Source organism: Streptomyces angustmyceticus (assembly GCF_019933235.1).
Taxonomy (GTDB): domain Bacteria; phylum Actinomycetota; class Actinomycetes; order Streptomycetales; family Streptomycetaceae; genus Streptomyces; species Streptomyces angustmyceticus.
In genome coordinates this window covers 3,052,796-3,072,305 of record NZ_CP082945.1, presented here as the reverse complement: position 1 = coordinate 3,072,305, position 19,510 = coordinate 3,052,796, and the positions used below count along the sequence as shown (strand labels likewise).

At 72.9% G+C, this 19,510-nt stretch carries 18 protein-coding genes; 8 read left to right on the top strand and 10 right to left on the bottom strand.

The features are described from left to right. Window positions 1–7: 7 nt before the first annotated feature. The 7 genes from K7396_RS13725 to K7396_RS13700 form a co-directional block, all read right to left on the bottom strand. Complete coding sequence (locus K7396_RS13725) at window positions 8–574, bottom strand: DJ-1/PfpI family protein (protein ID WP_086720240.1); 567 nt, start codon at window positions 572–574, stop codon at window positions 8–10. Between the two features lie 45 nt (window positions 575–619). Next, window positions 620–1,465 carry an MOSC domain-containing protein gene (locus K7396_RS13720; RefSeq protein WP_086720241.1) on the bottom strand — a complete coding sequence of 282 codons (846 nt, stop codon included), beginning with the start codon at window positions 1,463–1,465 and terminating at the stop codon, window positions 620–622. 124 nt (window positions 1,466–1,589) lie between these two features. Continuing rightward, on the bottom strand, window positions 1,590–2,201 hold the full coding sequence (locus tag K7396_RS13715) for a Maf family protein (protein WP_086720246.1): 612 nt from the start codon (window positions 2,199–2,201) through the stop codon (window positions 1,590–1,592). 88 nt (window positions 2,202–2,289) lie between these two features. Further along, window positions 2,290–3,774 (bottom strand): peptidoglycan D,D-transpeptidase FtsI family protein, encoded by a 1,485-nt coding sequence (locus tag K7396_RS13710; RefSeq protein ID WP_086720242.1) that lies wholly within the window; start codon window positions 3,772–3,774, stop codon window positions 2,290–2,292. Window positions 3,775–3,909: 135 nt separating this feature from the next. After that, window positions 3,910–4,038 (bottom strand): morphogenic membrane protein MmpB, encoded by a 129-nt coding sequence (mmpB, locus tag K7396_RS35675; RefSeq protein WP_263295880.1) that lies wholly within the window; start codon window positions 4,036–4,038, stop codon window positions 3,910–3,912. Between the two features lie 127 nt (window positions 4,039–4,165). Beyond that, window positions 4,166–4,378 carry an acyl-CoA carboxylase epsilon subunit gene (locus K7396_RS13705; protein ID WP_086720243.1) on the bottom strand — a complete coding sequence of 71 codons (213 nt, stop codon included), beginning with the start codon at window positions 4,376–4,378 and terminating at the stop codon, window positions 4,166–4,168. Between the two features lie 31 nt (window positions 4,379–4,409). Then, complete coding sequence (locus K7396_RS13700; RefSeq protein ID WP_086720244.1) at window positions 4,410–5,999, bottom strand: acyl-CoA carboxylase subunit beta; 1,590 nt, start codon at window positions 5,997–5,999, stop codon at window positions 4,410–4,412. A 122-nt stretch (window positions 6,000–6,121) separates the two neighbouring features. Between K7396_RS13700 and K7396_RS13695 the strand changes: the two genes are divergently transcribed. The 5 genes from K7396_RS13695 (at window position 6,122) to hutH (ending at window position 13,049) form a co-directional block, all read left to right on the top strand. Then, complete coding sequence (locus K7396_RS13695) at window positions 6,122–7,024, top strand: biotin--[acetyl-CoA-carboxylase] ligase (protein WP_086720245.1); 903 nt, start codon at window positions 6,122–6,124, stop codon at window positions 7,022–7,024. A gap of 609 nt (window positions 7,025–7,633) precedes the next feature. Further along, window positions 7,634–8,839: an adenylate/guanylate cyclase domain-containing protein gene (locus K7396_RS13690; protein WP_086720570.1), complete on the top strand. Its 1,206-nt coding sequence runs from the start codon at window positions 7,634–7,636 to the stop codon at window positions 8,837–8,839. A 215-nt stretch (window positions 8,840–9,054) separates the two neighbouring features. After that, a complete protein-coding gene (locus K7396_RS13685; RefSeq protein WP_152104677.1) occupies window positions 9,055–9,867 on the top strand; it encodes an enoyl-CoA hydratase/isomerase family protein in 813 nt (270 codons plus the stop codon). A gap of 390 nt (window positions 9,868–10,257) precedes the next feature. Continuing rightward, the gene (locus tag K7396_RS13680) at window positions 10,258–11,397 is read left to right on the top strand and encodes a GGDEF domain-containing protein (RefSeq protein ID WP_152104749.1); all 1,140 of its coding nucleotides are present in this window, start codon (window positions 10,258–10,260) and stop codon (window positions 11,395–11,397) included. A gap of 107 nt (window positions 11,398–11,504) precedes the next feature. After that, window positions 11,505–13,049, top strand: a complete 1,545-nt coding sequence (hutH, locus tag K7396_RS13675; protein WP_086719232.1) for a histidine ammonia-lyase — start codon at window positions 11,505–11,507, stop codon at window positions 13,047–13,049. 150 nt (window positions 13,050–13,199) lie between these two features. On the opposite strand, the gene K7396_RS13670 is transcribed toward hutH, so the two are convergent. After that, window positions 13,200–13,616, bottom strand: a complete 417-nt coding sequence (locus K7396_RS13670) for a hypothetical protein (RefSeq protein WP_086719231.1) — start codon at window positions 13,614–13,616, stop codon at window positions 13,200–13,202. A 109-nt stretch (window positions 13,617–13,725) separates the two neighbouring features. On the opposite strand from K7396_RS13670, the gene K7396_RS13665 reads away from it, so the two are divergent. The 3 genes from K7396_RS13665 to K7396_RS13655 all read left to right on the top strand — a co-directional run bounded on the left by K7396_RS13665 (window position 13,726) and on the right by K7396_RS13655 (window position 17,332). Next, window positions 13,726–14,064 (top strand): hypothetical protein, encoded by a 339-nt coding sequence (locus K7396_RS13665; RefSeq protein ID WP_223659931.1) that lies wholly within the window; start codon window positions 13,726–13,728, stop codon window positions 14,062–14,064. A gap of 320 nt (window positions 14,065–14,384) precedes the next feature. Next, window positions 14,385–15,665, top strand: coding sequence for a L,D-transpeptidase (locus K7396_RS13660; RefSeq protein WP_086719229.1), 1,281 nt, complete (start codon window positions 14,385–14,387; stop codon window positions 15,663–15,665). Window positions 15,666–16,087: 422 nt separating this feature from the next. Next, entirely contained in the window at window positions 16,088–17,332 is a 1,245-nt protein-coding gene (locus K7396_RS13655; RefSeq protein ID WP_152104748.1) for a DUF2786 domain-containing protein, read from the top strand. 56 nt (window positions 17,333–17,388) lie between these two features. Here K7396_RS13655 and K7396_RS13650 read toward each other — a convergent pair whose 3' ends face one another. Together K7396_RS13650 and K7396_RS13645 are read right to left on the bottom strand one after the other, a co-directional pair. Further along, window positions 17,389–18,030 carry a response regulator gene (locus tag K7396_RS13650; RefSeq protein WP_086721857.1) on the bottom strand — a complete coding sequence of 214 codons (642 nt, stop codon included), beginning with the start codon at window positions 18,028–18,030 and terminating at the stop codon, window positions 17,389–17,391. After that, window positions 18,017–19,351, bottom strand: coding sequence for a sensor histidine kinase (locus tag K7396_RS13645; RefSeq protein ID WP_223659928.1), 1,335 nt, complete (start codon window positions 19,349–19,351; stop codon window positions 18,017–18,019). Before K7396_RS13645 ends, K7396_RS13650 begins: the two co-directional genes overlap by 14 nt. Window positions 19,352–19,510 lie beyond the last annotated feature (159 nt).

Genomic DNA, 19,510 nt, shown 5'->3' with positions numbered 1-19,510 from the left:
CGGCCGCTCAGCCCTTCACCGGCGCATGCTCCCGCAGCACCTCCAGGAAGGCCCGCATCCACTCGGGGTGGTCGTTCCAGGCGCGGGCCGACACAACCTTGCCGTCCACCACCGCCGCGCCGTCGACGAAGATCCCGCCGCCCATCGCCACGTCCGGCGCGCAGGCCGGGTAGGCGGCGGTGCGGCGGCCCTTGAGGACGCCGAGCGGGGCCAGGGTGACGGCCGCGTGGCAGATGTGGGCGACGGGCTTGTCCTCGTCGAAGAAGTGGGTGACCACCCGGCGGTAGTCGGAGTCGTTGCGCAGGTACTCCGGCGCCCGGCCGCCCGGCAGCACCAGCGCGGCGTACTCCTCGGGGGCGACCTCGGACAGCGCGAGGTCGGACGGCCAGGAGTGGCCCTCGCGTTCGATGTAGGTGTCGAAGTTCTCGACGAAGTCGTGCACCACGAACCGGAGTTTCTTCCGCGAGGGGGCGGCGACCCGTGTCTCGTACCCCTCCTCCAGCATCCGCTGGTAGGGGTAGAAGAACTCCAGGTCCTCGGTGGCGTCACCGGCGATGATCAGGATCTTGGGCATGGTGCGGACTCCTCACGGGGAACGGGACCGGGCCGGTCCGGCCGGTCAGGCCGTATCGGATCCATCGGTTCCCCACTCGGTGACCTCGAATGCGTCGCCCACCGCCACCTTTCCCGTCCCCAGCACCGAGAACTTCGACCCGAACGCCACCCCGCCCCCGGGCACCCGCCGGTAGGTGGCGAGCGTGCGCAGCGGCTCGGGCCCCGCCTTGCCGCCGGTGCGCTGGTCGACGAGCGTGACGGCGCAGCGGATGGCGAGCTTGGCGAAGCCCAGCTCCCCGCCGCCGACCGTGACCCGCCGGGCCCGGTCCTCCTGGTGCGGCGCGTCCCACCCTTCCACGACGATGTTGGGCCGGAAGCGGTCCATCGGGACCGCCGGGCGGCCGGCGGCGGCGAGGCGGCGGGTGAGGTCGTCGAAGGTGGCCCGGGAGAGCACGTGCACGGGGCTGCTGTCGGCGAAGCCGGAGGTGCCGGGGGTGAGGCCGTCGGTCACCCGGTCGTGCTCCGGCGCTGCGCGCACCAGCCGGCTGGCCGCGCCGAGCGCCCGGGACAGCCACTCGGCGGCCCGGTCCCCCTGGTCGACCGCGCGGTACGGCGTCCCGAACATCTCCACCTCGGCCCGGGATAACGACCCGTGGCCGAGGTCGACGTCCAGGCGCAGGGTCTCCATCCCCGGCGCGCTCAGGGCGAGGACCGCCCCGCCCGCGCCGACTTCGGGCCGGATCACCGCCAGCCGGGGGTCCCTGCGCTGGCTCCGGAAGACGCCGCCGGGGCCGACGACGAGGAAGCTGCGGTCGTGCGGGAGCCCCGCGGGCGTGAGTTCCGCCTCGGTCGCAGGGACGCCGGCGCAGCCTTTGACGGGGTAGCTGGTCAATCCGATGACAGTGGCCATGGCGGCAGCGTAGGACCGGCCGGCCGCCGGGCACCGGCCTTTACCGCCCCTGGCTCATTCCCCGGCGCCCGAGCAGGACGCCGGACAGCCACCCACCCCGTACGAACGCCTTGCCGGAGCCGGCTCAGGCCCACAGCTCCGTGATCGCGACGTCCAGATCGGCCAGCAGCCGGCGGAGCAGGGGCAGGGAGAGGCCGATGACGTTGCCGGGGTCGCCGTCGATGCCGTCGATGAAGGGGGCGGAGCGGCCGTCGAGGGTGAAGGCGCCGGCGACGTGCAGCGGCTCGCCGCTCGCGACGTAGGCGGCGATCTCCTCGTCGGTGGGCTCGCCGAAGCGGACCGTGGTCGAGGCGGTGGCCGACACCTGACGGCCGTGTGCGGTGTCGATGACGCAGTGGCCGGTCTGCAGGACGCCGGAGCGGCCGCGCATGGACTTCCAGCGGGCGGTGGCGTCCTCGGCGTCGGCGGGCTTGCCCAGCGCCCGCCCGTCCAGCTCCAGGACCGAGTCGCAGCCGATGACCAGCGCGCCGGCGGCCTGCGGCCGGGCGGCGACGGCGGCGGCCTTCGCCTCGGCCAGCACGCGGGCCAGCTCGGCGGGCGTGGCGGCGGTGAGCGCGTCCTCGTCGACGCCGCTGACGATCACCTCGGGCGCGAGCCCGGCCTGCCGCAGCAGGCCCAGCCGGGCGGGGGACTGGGAGGCGAGGACGAGACGGCGGGTGCGGGACTCTTCGGTCATGCCCGCCATCGTACGGAGCCGGGGCGCCGCGGCGACGCCCGGACCGCCCGTCGAGAACGGCCCCGCCACTTGCCGAGAAACGGCCCCGCTACTTGTTGAGGACGGCCTCCATCACGGACTTCGCGATCGGGCCGCCCAGCTTGCCGCCGGCGATCTCCGACCGGGGGATGTCCATGTCCTTGGGGTCGACGAAGACGGCGACCGCGACCGGGGAGCTGCCGTCGCTCTGCTTGGCGTAGGAGACGAACCAGGCGTAGGGGCGCTCGTCGTTGACGTTCGCGCCGTGCTGGGCGGTGCCGGTCTTGCCGCCGACCGTCACGCCGTCGATCTTGGCCTTGTCGGCGGTGCCCTCGTTGACCGTGTACTCCATCATCTGCTGCACCTTCTTCGCGGTGTCCGCGGAGACGGCCCGGGACATCATCTTCGGCTCGATCTTCTGCAGCGTGGACAGGTCGGGGCCGCGCAGCTCGTCGACGATGTGCGGCATCATCACCTTGCCGTCGTTGGCGAGGCCGGCGGCGACCATCGCCATCTGCATCGGGGTGCTGGTCAGGCTGCCCTGGCCCATGCCGGTCAGCGCGGTCTGCGGCTTGTCGAGCTTGTCCGGGTAGAGGCTCTTGCTGGCCAGCAGGTCCCCGAGGTCCTCGTCGTAGACGGTGGAGTTGAAGCCGAACTTCTCCGCGGTCTCGCGCATCTTGTCCTTGCCGACCTTCAGCGCGGTGTCGAGGAAGACGTTGTTGCACGACCACTGCATGCCCGTCTTCAGCGAGGCCTTGTCGCAGGGCGCGCCCGGGACGTCGTTGCCGACGGTGGTGGTGCTCTGCGGCAGCCGGTAGGGGGTGGCCGCGCCGGTGGGGGCGTCGATGTCCGAGATCACGCCGTTCTCCAGGGCCGCCGCCGCGGTGAGGATCTTGAAGGTGGAGCCGGGGGCGTAGGTCTCGCGCAGCGCCCGGTTGCTCAGCGGCTTGCTCTTGTCGGCGTCCATGGCCTTGAACTTCCGGCCCTCCGCGTTGGAGATGCCGGTGAACGCCGACGGGTCGTAGGAGGGGGTGGAGGCGAGCGCGAGGACGCGGCCGTCGCGCGGGTCGAGGGCGACCACCGCGCCCTTGGCGTCGAGGTCGGTCAGCCCCTTGTACGCGGCTTTCTGCGCCTTGGGGTCGATGGTGGTGACGACGTCGCCGCCGCGCGGCTTCTCGCCGGTCAGGATGTCCTGGGCGCGCTTGAGGGCGAGCCGGTCGTCCTTGCCGCTGAGCACGTCGTTGTAGATGCCCTCCAGGAACGTGGTGCCCTGGGCCTGCGAGGCGAAGCCGGTGACCGGCGCGTACATCGCGCCGTCCTTGTAGGTCCGCTTGTACTTGAAGTCGCCGGAGGTCGCCACCGAGCCGGTGATCGGCTTGCCGCCGACGATGATGTTGCCGCGCGGGTAGGAGAACGCCTCGATCTTGACGCGCCGGTTGTGCGGGTCGTTGGCGAGTTCGTCGCTCTGGAAGAACTGGACCCAGGTCACGCGGGCGAGCAGGGCCAGCACCAGCACCCCGCAGAAGACGGCTATATGCCTCAGCGGCCTGTTCATCGCTCTCCCACTCCCGGCCGGACGCCAGCGGCGGCCGGACGCCCGAATTGCTCTGTCGAGAGGAAAAGAGGCGTTTTCGGCCAGGATGGTTGCGGAAGGGAACTGTGAGCGTCGCCTCGCGGCGGGCGGGAACTGTTACCGCCCGGTGAGCAGGAGCATCATCACCACCGCGACCACGGCCAGCACGATGCCCATCCGGCGGAGCTTGGCCTGCACGTCGCGCAGCTCCTCAGGAGGTTCATCGGGCGGATCGGACCACAGCATGTAACGATCCTGAGCCCGATACGCCCGTGGCGCCTGAGTACGCGTACTCAGGCGCCACGGGCGCAATGGACTAGTCGGTGCACTATGCACCGACTCGGCCCGGAGGTCACCGCACGGGACCGGCCGGTCAGTGCGGCCAGAAGCTCGTGCGCCAGGCCCGCGGGCCCGGATGCGGCATCCGTGCCCGCGCCGGGACCGTGGACGCCGGGTCCGACCACTCCGTGCCGTGATCGGGCTCCCCGGGCTCGACGGCGGCGGCCGCCGCCGCGCGGACCTGCACCACCGCCACCGCGGCGGCCAGCTCCTCGGGTGTGGGATTGCCCCGTACGACCTTGATCATCGAGAACGGCCCTCCTTCGCTGGTCTGCCGGTCAGAGCGGGATGTTGCCGTGCTTCTTCGGCGGCAGCGCCTCGCGCTTGTTGCGCAGCGTGCGCAGCCCGCGGACGATGTGCCGGCGCGTCTCGGACGGCATGATCACCGCGTCGACGTAGCCGCGCTCGGCCGCGACGTACGGGTTGAGCAGGGTGTCCTCGTACTCCTGGATCAGCTCCTGGCGCCGCTCCTCCTGCGCGCCGGGCTCCTCGATCGAGGCCAGCGTGCGGCGGTGCAGGATGTTGACCGCGCCCTGCGCGCCCATGACGGCGATCTGCGCGGTCGGCCAGGCCAGGTTGAGGTCCGCGCCCAGGTGCTTGGAGCCCATGACGTCGTACGCGCCGCCGAACGCCTTGCGCGTGATGACCGTGATCAGCGGGACCGTCGCCTCCGCGTACGCGTAGATCAGCTTGGCGCCGCGCCGGATGATCCCGTCCCACTCCTGGTCGGTGCCGGGCAGGAAGCCGGGCACGTCCACGAAGGTGAGCACCGGGACGTTGAACGCGTCGCAGGTCCGCACGAACCGCGCGGCCTTCTCCGACGCCTTGATGTCCAGGATGCCCGCGAACTGCATCGGCTGGTTGGCGACCACGCCGACCGCATGGCCCTCGACCCGCCCGAAGCCGGTCAGGATGTTCGGCGCGAACAGCGCCTGGGTCTCCAGGAACTCGTTGTCGTCCAGGACGTGCTCGATCGCGGTGCGCATGTCGTACGGCTGATTGGCCGAATCCGGGATCAGCGCGTCCAGCTCACGGTCGGTGTCCGAGGTCTCCAGGTCCGCCTCCTCCGGGAAGGCCGGCGGCTCGGAGAGGTTGTTGGACGGCAGGTAGGACAGCAGCCCCTTGACGTACTCGATGGCGTCCTTCTCGTCACCCGCCATGTGGTGCGCCACGCCCGAGGTGGCGTTGTGCGTACGGGCGCCGCCCAGCTCCTCGAAGCCGACGTCCTCGCCGGTCACCGTCTTGATGACGTCCGGACCGGTGATGAACATGTGCGAGGTCTGGTCCACCATGACCGTGAAGTCGGTGATGGCGGGGGAGTAGACCGCACCGCCCGCGCACGGGCCGACGACCAGGCTGATCTGCGGAATCACGCCGGAGGCGTGGGTGTTGCGGCGGAAGATCTCGCCGTACATGCCCAGCGAGACCACGCCCTCCTGGATGCGCGCGCCGCCGGAGTCGTTGATGCCGATGACCGGGCAGCCGGTCTTCAGGGCGAAGTCCATCACCTTGACGATCTTCTCGCCGAAGACCTCGCCCAGCGCCCCGCCGAAGACCGTGAAGTCCTGGGAGAAGACGGCCACCGGACGGCCGTCGACCGTGCCGTAGCCGGACACCACGCCGTCGCCGTACGGGCGGTTCTGCTCCAGCCCGAAATTGGTCGACCGGTGCCGCGCGAACTCGTCCAGCTCGACGAACGAGCCCTCGTCCAGCAGCAGATCGATGCGCTCACGCGCCGTCAACTTGCCCTTCGCGTGCTGCTTTTCCACTGCGCGGGCGGAACCGGCGTGCGTGGCCTCTTCGACCCGCCGCTGCAGATCCGCCAATTTGCCCGCGGTGGTGTGGATGTTTGCTTCCGGCTCGGACATCGGGATGCGGCTCCTGCTCGTCCTGGACTGGTGCTCGTGCTGAGGGTTGGGCTACTGATTCGTAGCGTATCGGCGGGACTGCTCAGCGGCACTGCGTCGTTGACCACACCTAGGCTGGTCCCATGACGCCTCAACCACCGGAAAACCGGGACAAAGACGCCGGTCCCTGGAGCGACCTGGGCCGCCCCCCGCTGAACGCCACGGCCCTGCGCCGCGCCCTCGTACGGCCCGGCTCGCTCTGGACCTCGCTCGACGTCGTCGCCGCCACCGGCTCCACCAACAGCGACCTGGCGGCCCGTGCGGCAAAGGGGGAGACCGAGGGCGCCGTTCTGGTGGCCGAGGAACAGTCCGCCGGCCGCGGCCGCCTCGACCGCACCTGGTCGGCGCCCCCGCGCTCCGGCCTCTTCTTCTCCGTCTACCTCACCCCGCGCGCCCCCGCGGAGCGCTGGGGCTGGCTCCCCCTGCTCGCCGGAGTCGCCGCCGCCGGCGCCCTCTCCCGCACCGCCGGCGTCGACACGGCCCTCAAGTGGCCCAACGACCTGCTGGTAACTTCCGACGACTCCGACGCCCTCCGCCCGGGCGGCACCCTCACCGAACGCAAGGTCGGCGGCATCCTCGCCGAACGCGCGGGCCCCGGCGTCGTCATCGGCATCGGCCTCAACGTCTCCCTGACCGCCGCCGAACTCCCCGTACCCACCGCGGGCTCCCTGGCCCTGGCAGGCGCCACCACCACCGACCGCGACCCGCTCCTGCGCGCCGTCCTCCGCTCCCTGGAGCAGTGGTACGGCGAATGGCAGTCCGCCGACGGCGACCCCACCACCAGCCGCCTCCAGGAGGCATACGCCGCGGGCTGCGCCACCCTCGGCCGCACCGTACGCGCCGAACTCCCCGGCGACACCGCCCTCACCGGCGAAGCCGTGGCCATCGACGCCGACGGCCGCCTCGTCCTGGCCACCCCGAACGGCGTACAGCAGCCAGTAGCCGCCGGCGACATCGTCCATCTGCGGCCGGCCCAGGAGGCGTAGGGGGGACGGGCGCCCACCGAGGTCCTGTCCGTGACGGTGACGGGTACAGCGGGAGGGCCGCCGATGCCGTGTCCGTGGCGGCGGCGTGGCGAGGAGGCGGCCGATGTTCATGTCCGTGACGGCTACGGGTACGGCGGGACGGCCGCCCACGTCGTAGGCCGGAGGGGATGTCCGGTGCCCCGCCCGCAGGACCGGAGCGAACGCCGGGTCGACTTCTGCACGTACCAGATGCGCCCGCGCCGTGGGGGCACCTCCCGGCCGAAGGCTGGGGGAGGGGTACCGGGCGTCCCCTCCGGCCCCCCACCCACGGCGAACGGGCGCAAACGCCCGCCCCCACCGGCCGAGGCCATCCCGCTCGGCCCCCACTGGCAGGCCAGCCCCGCCGGCCGCCGCCCCCGCGGCACCCCACCGGCCCCCACCGCCCGATATCAGACCCACTCGGCCCACACCCCCCACCGACACACCCCCACCACTTCCTTGTCCACAGCCGACATGTGAGAGTGAGCCAGAGCACACCTGCCGTATCGTTGAGGCGGTCCGCCAGGGAGCGGACCACCGGCGAGCAGTGATCGGAAGGGCAGTGCGCACGGATCGGACAGGGAGCGGCCGGTGACCGCCGACGACTCGGGCGCCGCCTCGCGCGACAGGGCAATCGACGACGACGCCGTACGCGACGTCCCCGCCGACGACCCCCCGCGGGCCCGCGGCGAGGGCACCACCGGCCGGGCCGACGCCACCGCCGACAGCGACGAGAACAACATCGCCGTCCGCCTCGAACAGCTCATCCTGGGCGCCGACCGCCGCTACACGCCGTTCCAGGCCGCCCGCGCCGCCGGCGTCTCCATGGACCTGGCGGCCCGCTTCTGGCGGGCCATGGGCTTCGCCGACATCGGCCAGGTCAAGGCCCTCACCGAGGCCGACGTGCTGGCCCTGCGCCGCCTCGCCGGCCTCGTCGAGGCCGGCCTGCTGAGTGAGGCCATGGCCGTCCAGGTCGCCCGCTCCACGGGCCAGACCACCGCCCGCCTCGCCGACTGGCAGATCGACTCGTTCCTGGAGGGCCTCACCGAGCCCCTGGACTCCGGCCTGACCCGTACGGAGATCACGTACCCGCTGGTCGAGCTGCTCCTGCCCGAGCTGGAGGAGTTCCTCGTCTACGTCTGGCGGCGCCAGCTCGCCGCCGCCACCGGCCGGGTCGTCCGGGCCCAGGACGACGCGGAGATGGTCGACCGCCGGCTCGCCGTCGGCTTCGCCGACCTGGTCGGGTTCACCCGGCTGACCCGCCGCCTGGAGGAGGAGGAGCTGGGCGAGCTGGTGGAGGCGTTCGAGACCACCTGCTCCGACCTGGTGGCCGCGCACGGCGGCCGGCTCATCAAGACCCTCGGCGACGAGGTCCTCTTCTCCGCCGACGACGCCGGCATCGCCGCCGAGATCGGCCTGCGGCTGATTGAGACGATGACCCACGACGAGACGATGCCGGAGCTGCGGGTCGGCATCGCCTTCGGCACGGTCACGACCCGGATGGGCGATGTCTTCGGCACGACCGTCAACCTCGCCAGCCGCCTCACGTCGATAGCGCCCAAGGACACCGTGCTGGTGGACGAGGCGTTCGCCGAGGAACTGGGCCGTATCGGTGACGCGCCGGTCTCCGAGGCCGAGGCCGCGGCCGCGGAGAAGGCGGCCGAGGAGGGCACCGGCGCCCCGCCGCCGTCGTACCGCTTCGCGCTCCAGCCGATGTGGCAGCGCCCCGTACGCGGCCTGGGCGTGGTCGAGCCCTGGCTGCTGAGCCGCCGCGCCAACCAGGGCACCAGCGGCTGAGGCCGCACCCTCCGGGGCGCCGCAACGACCACTGAACGGCCACCCGACCCGTACGCCCACCCGACCGGCCCCCGGCCTACGCCCGGTTCCCGCTCCCCGTCGCCCCCGCGTCCCGTCGCCCCCGCTCCACCCCACCCGCCCCATCCCTGTCCCCGGCCCCGCCCGCCTGGCATGATCCCCTCGTCAGGTCAACGACCGTTAACAGGGAGGGTTCCATGGAACGGCAGGGACAACGGCAACGGTTCGGCGCGGACGGCTGGGTGGCCGTCGAGCGCCACGGCTTCGTGGCGGAACTGGTCCTGGACCGCCCGAAGGCCATGAACGCCGTCTCGACGGCCATGGCCGACAGCCTGTCGCGGGCCTGCGCCGAGCTGGCCGCGGACCGCTCCGTGCGGGCGGTGGTCCTCACCTCCACCCACGAGCGGGCGTTCTGCGTGGGCGCGGACCTCAAGGAGCGCAACTCCTTCACGGACGCGGACCTGATGCGCCAGCGCCCGCACACCCGCGCCGCGTACACCGGCGTACTGGAGCTGCCGGTGCCCACCATCGCCGCGGTGCACGGCTTCGCCCTCGGCGGCGGCTTCGAGCTGGCGCTGGCCTGCGACCTGATCGTCGCGGACGGCACGGCGGAGGTCGGCCTGCCGGAGGTGTCGGTGGGCGTCATCCCCGGGGGCGGCGGCACCCAGCTGCTGCCGCGCCGGGTGGGCGCGGCGCGGGCGGCCGAGCTGGTCTTCACCGCGCGCCGGGTGCGGGCCGCGGAGGCCGCGCAGCTGGGGCTGGTCGACCGGCTGGTGGCGGACGGGCAGGACCGGGACGCGGCGCTGGAGCTGGCGGCCACGATCGCCCGCAACTCGCCGGTCGGCCTGCGCGCCGCCAAGCGCGCCATGCGCCTGGGCCACGGGCTGGACCTGCGCGCCGGCCTGGAGCTGGAGGACGGCGCCTGGCGCAGCGTGGCCTTCTCCGGGGACCGCGCGGAGGGCGTCGCGGCCTTCAACGAGAAGCGGGACCCGGACTGGCCGGGGGAGTAACCGGACCGGGAGCGGCCGCCCCGCGGTGGACGACGGAGGGGCCGCACGTCCCGCGGTGAACGACGGAAGGGCCGTACCTCCCGAGGTGAGCGGTGACGCACCGTAACAGCCACCGCTCCCCTCTGCCCGCTCACCCCCACCCCCGCGATCGCCCCGCCCCGGTTCCCACCCCGTCCACCCCCGACCAGCGACGACCCCGCGAACGCCCCAAGGCCGGCCGCCGATAACGACGCGAATAACGCCCAGGTGTCAATCTCCCCCGGAAGGGGCGAAAGGGGTTAAACATTCCTACGCTGTAAACAGAGCGTGCTCACGGTGACGGAATGCGAGGATCCGGTGACGGGCGAGGGCGATGCGCGGCTGCGAGCCGTGGTGGAGCTGGCGCAGGCGATGGCGGCCGCGCATACACCGCGCGACTCGGCGCACGCCGCGGCGCAGGGCGTGCGCCAGGCCCTGGGGGGATCCTTCGCGGCGATCTCGAAGTGGGAGCGCGAGCTGGGCAAGCTGCGGGTGCTGGTCAACGTCGGCGAACTCGCCGCCGACGAGGAGGAGTTTCCGGACGACGAGAGTTACCCCGTCCACGAGTTCCCGGAGATCGTCGGCTTCCTGCACGAGCAGTGGGCGGGCGGCGGCGAGCCCAGCGCCTGGGTGGAGACCGCCGAGGAACCGCACGACGGCCCGGTGTCCGCGGCCGCGGCCCAGCGGCGGGACGAGGTCGCGGACGAGGCCGGCGGCGCGAACCCGCAGCGGGTGGCCGCGCTGCGCCGCCGCGGCCGGGGCTGCTGCGTGGTCGCGCCGATCGTGCTGCACGGCAGGGCGTGGGGCGAGCTGTATGTCGCCCGGCGCGCCGGGGAGCCGGTCTTCGGCCGGCCGGACGCCGACTTCGCGAGCGTGCTGGCCGCGGTGACGGCCGCCGGGATCGCCCAGACCGAGCGGCTGGCGGAGGTCCGCCGGCTCGCCTTCACCGACTCCCTGACGGGCCTGGCCAACCGTCGCGCCGTCGACATGCGGCTGGACGAGGCGCTGGAGCTGCACCGCAGGGACGAGGTGGTGGTCAGTCTGGTGGTGTGCGACCTGAACGGCCTGAAGCGGGTGAACGACTCGCGCGGCCATGCGGTCGGGGACCGGCTGCTGGAGCGCTTCGGCTCGGTGCTGTCCCTGTGCGGGGCGATGCTGCCGGGGGTGCTGGCCGCGCGGCTCGGCGGCGACGAGTTCTGCCTGCTCGCCGTGGGTCCGCCGGCCGACGAGGTGGTCAAGGTGGCCGGCGAGCTGTGCGACCGGGCGGGGGAGCTGGACCTCGGCGAGGGGGTCGCGGTCGGGGTCGCCTCGACCGGCGATCCGATCGGTCCGGTGCGCAGCGCCCGCCGGCTCTTCCGGCTCGCGGACGCGGCGCAGTACAAGGCGAAGGCGGCGCGGTCGGGCGAGCCGGTGGTCGCCGGGCGGCACGGCGGCAAGGAGGACCCGGTCGTCCGCCTCGCGGACGCCCCGGACCGGCGGTCGGGGCCGGAGCGCCGCCGCTTCCGGCGGTGAGGCATGGTGTCCCCGCACGGACCCCGGGTGCCGGTGCACGCACCGTAAGGAGTGCTCCCGAAATCCGGTGGTGACATCCGGCGATTCAGTCTCTAGGGTTCCTGAATATGGATATGCACACTGTGGTGCTGGGGACGTCCGGCACGACCGCACAGGACGTCATCGCGGTGGCCCGCGGAGCGGCCCGGATCGAGCTGTCCGAGGAGGCCCTCGCGGCCGTCGCCACCTCCCGCGCCTTCATCGACGAACTCGCCGCCAAGCCCGACCCCGTCTACGGCGTCTCCACCGGCTTCGGGGCCCTGGCCGTCCGCCACATCAGCCCCGAACTCCGCGTGCAGCTCCAGCGCAACATCGTGCGCTCGCACGCGGCCGGCATGGGGCCGCGGGTCGAGCGCGAGGTGGTCCGCGCGCTGATGTTCCTGCGGCTGAAGACGCTCGCCTCCGGGCACACCGGCGTCCGCCCCCTCGTCGTCGAGACGATGGCCGCCATACTCAACGCCGGCATCACGCCCGTCGTGCACGAATACGGCTCGCTCGGCTGCTCCGGCGACCTGGCGCCGCTCTCGCACTGCGCGCTGGCGCTGATGGGCGAGGGGGACGCGGAGGGCCCCGACGGCGTCGTACGGCCGGCCGGCGAGCTGCTGGCGGCGCACGGCATCGAGCCCGTCGAACTGCGCGAGAAGGAGGGCCTGGCCCTCCTCAACGGCACCGACGGCATGCTCGGCATGCTCGTGATGGCCTGCGCCGACCTCGCCCGGCTGTTCACCTCCGCGGACATCACCGCCGCCCTCTCCCTGGAGGCGCTGCTCGGCACGGACAAGGTCCTCGCGCCCGAGCTGCACGCCATCCGCCCGCACCCCGGGCAGGCCGCCGCCGCGGCCAACATGGCCAAGGTGCTGGCGGGTTCCGGTTTCACCGGCCACCACCAGGACGACGCCCCGCGCGTCCAGGACGCCTACTCCATCCGCTGCGCCCCGCAGGTCGCCGGCGCCGGCCGGGACACCCTCGACCACGCCCGCCTGGTCGCCGAGCGCGAGCTCGCCGCGGCCGTCGACAACCCCGTGGTCCTCCCGGACGGCCGGGTCGAGTCGAACGGCAACTTCCACGGCGCCCCGGTCGCCTACGTCCTGGACTTCCTGGCCATCGCCGCGGCCGACCTCGGCTCGATCGCCGAGCGCCGCACCGACCGCCTCCTGGACAAGAACCGCTCGCACGGGCTGCCCGCCTTCCTGGCCGGCGACCCGGGCGTCGACTCCGGGCTGATGATCGCCCAGTACACCCAGGCCGCCCTGGTCAGCGAGCTGAAGCGGCTCGCCGCACCCGCCTCGGTGGACTCCATCCCGTCCTCCGCGATGCAGGAGGACCATGTCTCGATGGGCTGGTCGGCGGCGCGCAAGCTGCGCACCGCGGTCGACAACCTGACCCGGATCATCGCCGTCGAGCTCTACGCCGCGACCCGCGCCATCGAGATGCGCGAGGGCCTCACGCCGGCGCCCGCCACCCGCGCCGTCCTGGACGCGGTCCGCGCGGCCGGCGTCCAGGGACCGGGCGGGGACCGCTTCCTGGCGCCGGACCTGGAGGGCGCGTACGCGTTCGTACGGGCCGGAAAGCTGGTGGCGGCGGTGGAGTCGGTCACGGGCGAGCTGGCGTAGCGCGCCGGCCCGGGGCGCCACGGCAGGGGCGGGGCGACGGCCCGTCCCGTCCTGCCGGGCCGTGGGCTTCCCCGCCGGCGCTTCCCCCGCCCTCGCGCTCCGGGCTCCTGGGTTCCCCGCCCTCCGGGTTCCCCGTGCCGCCGCGTGGGTTCAGAGGAGGCCGTCGCGGGTGCGGCCGACGGAGTAGCTGACCAGCCCGGCGCCGAGCGCGAGACAGGCGACGCCGCCGATCACGTACGGCGTGGTGTCCGGGCTGCCGGTGTCGGCGAGGAGGTGCGGCCGGGCGACGGCGGAGCGGCTCTCGGTGCCGGTGGCCGTGCCGGAGCCGGAGCCGGGGCCCGTGGCGCGGTGTTGCGGGGCGGTCGTCGTGGAACCGCTGCCGGTCTCCTGCGCCCCGCCGTTCACCCGGTCGGCCAGACCGGGACCGGCCGCGGCGGATGCCGCCCGCAGGCCGGAATCTGTCACTCCGTCAGCCCCCGCACTCGCGTTCGCGGAGGGGACGAACCACAGGGCGAACAGTACCGATCCCGCGGCCGCGGCGGTCAGCAGTGGTCGTCGTGCGGTCACGAAAGCGATCCCCCTTGTGGGTTCGGCGAATTGGCCGTTGACCTCAGATGTTAGTGACCGCCGCGGGTCGCGGGGAAGTCAGGACCCGTCCATGCCTAACCTCCGTGCTATGAGCAATGGTGAGACATCACGTTTTGTGCGCCTTCATGTCGAATTGATCATGGAGGTCACCGACGCCGGGCAGCTGACCGGCGCCGCCCTCGATCGCATCGGCGGCGACCCGTCGCTGCCGGACGAGGAGCGCAGACAGTCCGTGGAGACGGTCAAGGAGGACCCGGCGGAGGCGCTGGCCCACCTGATCGACCCGTTCGACCTGGTCACCTCGGTGCCGGGCACCGAACTCGCCCAGGCCTCGTGGAGCAGTGAGGAGCTGACCGACTACGACCCGGACGCCGAGTGGAACGCGGCGGAGTGGGACCTCGCGGACGACGCGGACGGGGTGGGCTGACCGGAACCGACACCCCGCACCGACGACCAGGACCCCCGTACGGCTACGCGCTGTAGGGGGGTCCGTTACGTGACGGTGGCGCGGCGGGCGGGAGCCGCCGATGCCGCCGATAAGATCCCGGTCCCGGCGAAAGGGATGAACAGGGTGTGAGCACCTCCTAACCGACGTAGCGGGATAAGTGGCCTTCCCCACACTTCCTCGACGCATGGAACGGGCGAAACGGAAAAGGCGTTCATATGGCGTCGGCCGGAATGCCTGCGTCCAGATATGCCTGCGTTCAGTTGGCAGCTCGCTCGGGGAAGTCTGCGAAATCGGTAGCAATGGAGATGCGTGTGATAACGGACAGCAAGCGCCGGAAGGGGCTTATAGCCAGCGCAACGCTGCTCGGCGGCGTACTCACACTTGCGGCGTGTAATGGCAGCACAGCAGCTGACCATGGCGATGGCGGTGGCGACGGCACCCGGCACGAGAACACCCAGCAGGTGGACGAGGCGGCCGCGAAGGATGTGTCCCAGGCCAAGATCAAGATCTTGCCGGAGGACGGCGCGAGCGGCGCGGGCCTCAACAGTGACTCCTCGGTCACGGTCAGCCGCGGAAAGCTCACCGGGGTCACCATGACCGCGGCCGAGTCCAAGAAGCAGGTCGAGGGGACCCTGTCCGCCGACGGCACCTCCTGGCGGCCGGACAAGCCGCTGGACCGCGGGACGAAGTACAAGGTCACCGCGCGTGCGGAGGACTCCAGGGGACGCGCGGCGGTGGAGAACTCCAGCTTCACCACCGTCTCCCCCGAGAACAGCTTCGTCGGGAACTTCACGCCCGAGAACGGCTCGACCGTCGGCGTCGGCATGCCGGTGTCGATCAACTTCGACAAGCCGGTCAAGGACAAGGCGGCCGTCGAGTCGGCGATCCAGGTGTCGTCGAGCAGCAACCAGCGGGTCGTCGGCCACTGGTTCGGCGACAAGCGGCTGGACTTCCGGCCCCAGGAGTACTGGAAGGCCCATTCCAAGGTCACCATGAAGCTCGGCCTGGACGGCGTCGAGGCGTCGCCGGGCGTCAAGGGCATCCAGAACAAGACCGTCAGCTTCAACGTCGGTCACTCGCAGGTCAGCACCGTCGACACCCAGCAGCACATGATGTTCGTGGAGCGCGACGGCCAGCTGGTCAACACCATCCCGGTGTCGGCGGGCAGTGACGACCACGCGACCTACAACGGTGCGATGGTCATCTCCGAGCGGTTCAAGCAGACCCGTATGGACGGCTCGACGGTCGGCTTCAAGAAGAAGGACGGCAAGGGCGAGTACGACATCCCCGATGTCCCGCACGCCCAGCGCCTGTCGGACTCCGGCACCTTCATCCACGGCAACTACTGGGGCAAGGGTGTCTTCGGCGCGGCCAACACCAGCCACGGCTGCATCGGTCTGGAGGACGTCAAGGGCGCCAAGGACCCGAACACGCCGGCCGCCTGGTTCTTCGACAACTCGCAGATCGGCGATGTGGTCGAGGTCGTCAATTCCCCCGACCAGACCGTCAAGCCGGACAACGGCCTGAACGGCTGGAACATGAGCTGGTCGCAGTGGGTGGCCGGCAGCGCGGTGCAGTGACACCACGCGGCAGCTGACGGCGGTACGGCGCACGGAGGACTGTGCGCCGTTCTGCCGAGAGCCGAGAGCCCGGCGCAGGCTGGGTGACCGCTCGCCTCAGGACGTGACCGACGCCCGGTGGCCCCGAATCGGGGGCCACCGGGCGTCGTCGTCGTTGCTCCCCGTATCGGGCCCGGGGAGCCCGCCGTGTCCAGGGGCGCCCTCCGTACAGTGAGCGGGTGAGTGAGCGGGCGAAGCGCGGAAACACGGGCCGCGGAGGCAAGGGCCGCGAAGGCGGCGGACGCGGCGGCGACGGCCGGGGAAGCGCGGGCCGCGGCGGCGGCGACGGGCGGGGCGGCGGCGACGGGCGGGGCGGCGGCGACGGGCGGGGCGGCGCGGGCCGCGGCGGAGCGTCGCCGTCGGCGAGTGAGCTGGTCGGGCAGGTGCTCGGCAGCGTCCGCTACGCGCCGGACGGGGCGCGGGCCGAGGACGCCATCGAGGCGGGCGCCTCGATGCTGGCGGCGGCCGAGGCCGGCTGGGAGGCGGTGAGCGCGGCGGTGGTCGCGGCCGCCGCGGCCGCGGTGCGGCAGTGCTGGGCGGGCGGCTGGCAGCCCGCCGACCTGGAACGGATCGTCCGGCGCGAGGTGTCCGACGCGTCCCTGGTGGCCGTGGTCGTCGACGCCGTCGCGGCCGAAGCGGCCCGGCCACCGGCCGACCGGCACGCCCGCGACACCCGCTGGGCCGACCAGCTGCGGACCCTCGGCGCCGACGTCTGGTGGCCCTCCGACACCGGCTACCTCGACGCACTGGCCGAGCGCCGCCGTGCCTCCCGCTTCGAGACCGCGTACGGCGTGCTGGCGGCGCTGCGCGCACTCGCCCGGCTGCCCCGGATCACCCCGCTCCCGTCCCCGCCGGAGCCCGACCGGACCAGGAGCGGCCCGGCCGGCGCCGCCGCGGCACGCGCCCTCGGCCGTATCCGCGGGCTGCTCGCCAAGGCCGAGGCGACCGACTACGCCGAGGAGGCGGAGGCGCTGTCCGCCAAGGCGCAGGAGCTGATGGCCCGGCACAGCATCGACGAGGCGCTGCTGGACCGCGCGCACACCGCGCCGGGCGGGCAGGGCGGCGGCCCGTCCGCGGTCCGTATCGGCATCGAGGGACCGTACGAGCAGGCCAAGGCGCTGCTGCTCGACGCGGTGGCGGCCGCCAACCGCTGCCAGGCCGTCTGGGCCGCCGACGTCGGCTTCTCCACCCTCGTCGGCTTCGCCCCCGACCTGGAGGCGGCCGAAATGCTCTACACCTCGCTGCTGCTCCAGGCCACGGCCGCGATGCACCGCGCCGGTGACGACCACCACCGAGCGCTCAAGGAGCACGGCGGCACCCCCGTCCCCCGGGGCCGCTCCCGCCGCACCAAGGACTTCCGCCAGACCTTCCTCGTCGCCTACGCCGACCGCATCCGCGACCGGCTCGGCGCGGCCACCGAGGCCGCCACGGCCGCCGCCACCGCCGAGTCCGCCGAGGCGGCCCCCGACCTCCTCCCGGTCCTCGCCGCCCGCGCCCTCGCCGTGGAGGAGACCACCGGCGCCCTCTTCCCCGACACCGCCCCGGTCCGCCTGCGCGGCGTCCGCGACGCGGAGGGCTGGCACCAGGGCCGGGCGGCGGCGGACCGGGCGAGGCTGGGGGAGGAGTGACGCCGCGGCGCGGGTGACCCCGGGGCGGGCGCGGGGGAAACGGGCGGGCGCGGCGGCTACGACAGCAGCCCGCGCTCCAGTGCCGCCATCACGGCCGCCGTACGGTCCGATACGTCCAGCTTCTTGAACGCGCGCAGGAGATGGGTCTTCACGGTGGCCTCGCCGATGAACAGCTCCCGGCCGATCCCGGCATTGGTCAGCCCCTGACCGACCAGCCGCAGCACCTCGCATTCCCGGGCGGACAGCAGCGGCTGCTCCACCGCCCGTGCCCGGAACAGCTTGGGCGCCAGCGACGGGGTCAGCACGGTCGCGCCGCGCGCCGCCCCGTACACGGCGCCGATCAGCTCGGCCCGGGAACTGCCCTTCAGGAGGTACCCCGCCGCGCCCGCCTCCACGGCGCGCAGAATGTCGGCGTCGTCCTCGTAGGTGGTGACGATGACCACCCTGCTGCCCGGCGACTGCCGCAGGACGTGCCCCGTGGCGGCGACGCCGTCCATCCCGCCCATCCTCAGATCGAGCAGTACGACGTCCGGCGTCAGCCGGGCCGCCAGCGTCACGGCCTCCTCGCCGGAGCCCGCCTGCCCCACGACGTCGATGCCCGGATCGGATTCCAGCATCGCGCACAACCCCTCGCGCACCACGGGATGATCGTCGGCGAGCAGCACCCGCACCACGCCTGTCTCCTCAACGCTCGTCATCCGCCGCCTCCACCGACTCCGCCGCCTCGGCCGTCTCCGCCAAGGGCACCTTCACCTCGACGGTGGTGCCCGCCCCCGGCTCGCTCAGCACGCTGATCACCCCGCCGATCTCCGCCACCCGCGCCGCCATGCCCCGCAGCCCGAAGCCCCCGCCGTCCCCCTGGCCGTGCCCCGCCGCACCGCGCCGCTCGTCCTCCCCGGCCGCGGACGCCGCCGCTGACGCAGATGCCGCCACTGACGCCGACGCGTCGAACCCCCTGCCGTCGTCGGCGACCCGGAGCCCGACCTGCCCCGCGCCGTACCGGAGCACCAGGTCCACCGCACGGGCCCCGGCATGCTTGTGCACATTCGCCCCCGCCTCCTGCGCGGCGCGCAGCAGGACGACGTTGACCGCCATCGGCAGCGGCCGTTCCTCCCCCTCGACGGCGAACCGCACCAGCAGCCCCGTCCGTGCGGTCAGCCCGTCCGCCTGCCGCCGCAGTGCCTGCGCCAACGAACTCTCCTGCAAGGAGGCGGGCGTCCGGTCGGCCACGAAGGCGCGCGCCTCGGCCAGGCTGTCCTTGGCCGCCCGCCCGACCAGTGCGAGGTGCTGACGAGCGAGGGCGGGGGCGTCCTCCACCTCCGAATCCGCGGCCTGCACCAGGCTGATGATGCTGGTCAGGCTCTGCGCGAGGGTGTCATGGATCTCCCGCGCGAGCCGCTCGCGCTCGGCGGAGATTCCGGCCTGGTGCGACAGCCGGGCCACCTGTTCGCGGTTCTGCCGCAGCTCCTCGATCAGTTCGGCGTGCTCCCTGTTCTGCCGTACCACCCGCTTGATCCACAGCCCGAGCAGCACGGACAGGGCGATCCCGAGCAGCGACGCCAGCAGCACGAACAGCACGGCCGGCCCTTCGGCGCCGCCGCGCAACCACAGCATCGTCACGGGAACGAGGTTGCCGAGGACGCCGACCACCACGGCGGGCCTGGTCGCCAGGCTCATCATCACCATCGGAACCAGGGCGAACAGTGCGAACGAGCTCATCAGATCGACGGCCGTGGCGACGCCGAACAGCACGAAGAGGCCGACGGGGAACACGACGTTCCGCCGGCCGCTCCCATGACGCAACATCAACGGCCGCCCGATCCCCGCGTACCAGGGCACGACCAGCGTCAGCGCGCCGATGGCGGTCACCCGGCCGCCCTGCGGGACCTCGGAGGTGAACACCAGCCCCGTGGTGACCAGATAACACACCACGAAGTAGCTGTCCCACAGCCCGAACCACCGCACCCGCGCCTCGGATGTCCGCCGGCCCTCGGACCCACGCCGCGCTCCAGCCGTCACCGAGTGCCCCCGGATGTCACCACGTCCCCCTGGATGTCACCACGTCCCCCTGGATCACTGCGTCCCTCCGGACATCTCCCTGCCCCTCCGGACACCGCCACGTCCCCTGCCCGGACATGGCGGCGGCACCGAGAAGCCGGTGCCGCCGCGCCCAGTCCT

Coding starts and splice junctions, on each gene's coding strand:
- K7396_RS13695 (WP_086720245.1), top strand. CDS start 6,122: ATGACGCCTCAACCACCGGAAAACCGGGACAAAGACGCCGGTCCCTGG.
- mmpB (WP_263295880.1), bottom strand. CDS start 4,038: ATGCTGTGGTCCGATCCGCCCGATGAACCTCCTGAGGAGCTGCGCGAC.
- K7396_RS13705 (WP_086720243.1), bottom strand. CDS start 4,378: ATGATCAAGGTCGTACGGGGCAATCCCACACCCGAGGAGCTGGCCGCC.
- K7396_RS13725 (WP_086720240.1), bottom strand. CDS start 574: ATGCCCAAGATCCTGATCATCGCCGGTGACGCCACCGAGGACCTGGAG.
- K7396_RS13680 (WP_152104749.1), top strand. CDS start 10,258: ATGGCGGCCGCGCATACACCGCGCGACTCGGCGCACGCCGCGGCGCAG.
- K7396_RS13700 (WP_086720244.1), bottom strand. CDS start 5,999: ATGTCCGAGCCGGAAGCAAACATCCACACCACCGCGGGCAAATTGGCG.
- K7396_RS13650 (WP_086721857.1), bottom strand. CDS start 18,030: ATGACGAGCGTTGAGGAGACAGGCGTGGTGCGGGTGCTGCTCGCCGAC.
- K7396_RS13710 (WP_086720242.1), bottom strand. CDS start 3,774: ATGAACAGGCCGCTGAGGCATATAGCCGTCTTCTGCGGGGTGCTGGTG.
- K7396_RS13665 (WP_223659931.1), top strand. CDS start 13,726: ATGAGCAATGGTGAGACATCACGTTTTGTGCGCCTTCATGTCGAATTG.
- K7396_RS13685 (WP_152104677.1), top strand. CDS start 9,055: ATGGAACGGCAGGGACAACGGCAACGGTTCGGCGCGGACGGCTGGGTG.
- K7396_RS13715 (WP_086720246.1), bottom strand. CDS start 2,201: ATGACCGAAGAGTCCCGCACCCGCCGTCTCGTCCTCGCCTCCCAGTCC.
- hutH (WP_086719232.1), top strand. CDS start 11,505: ATGGATATGCACACTGTGGTGCTGGGGACGTCCGGCACGACCGCACAG.
- K7396_RS13660 (WP_086719229.1), top strand. CDS start 14,385: ATGGAGATGCGTGTGATAACGGACAGCAAGCGCCGGAAGGGGCTTATA.
- K7396_RS13720 (WP_086720241.1), bottom strand. CDS start 1,465: ATGGCCACTGTCATCGGATTGACCAGCTACCCCGTCAAAGGCTGCGCC.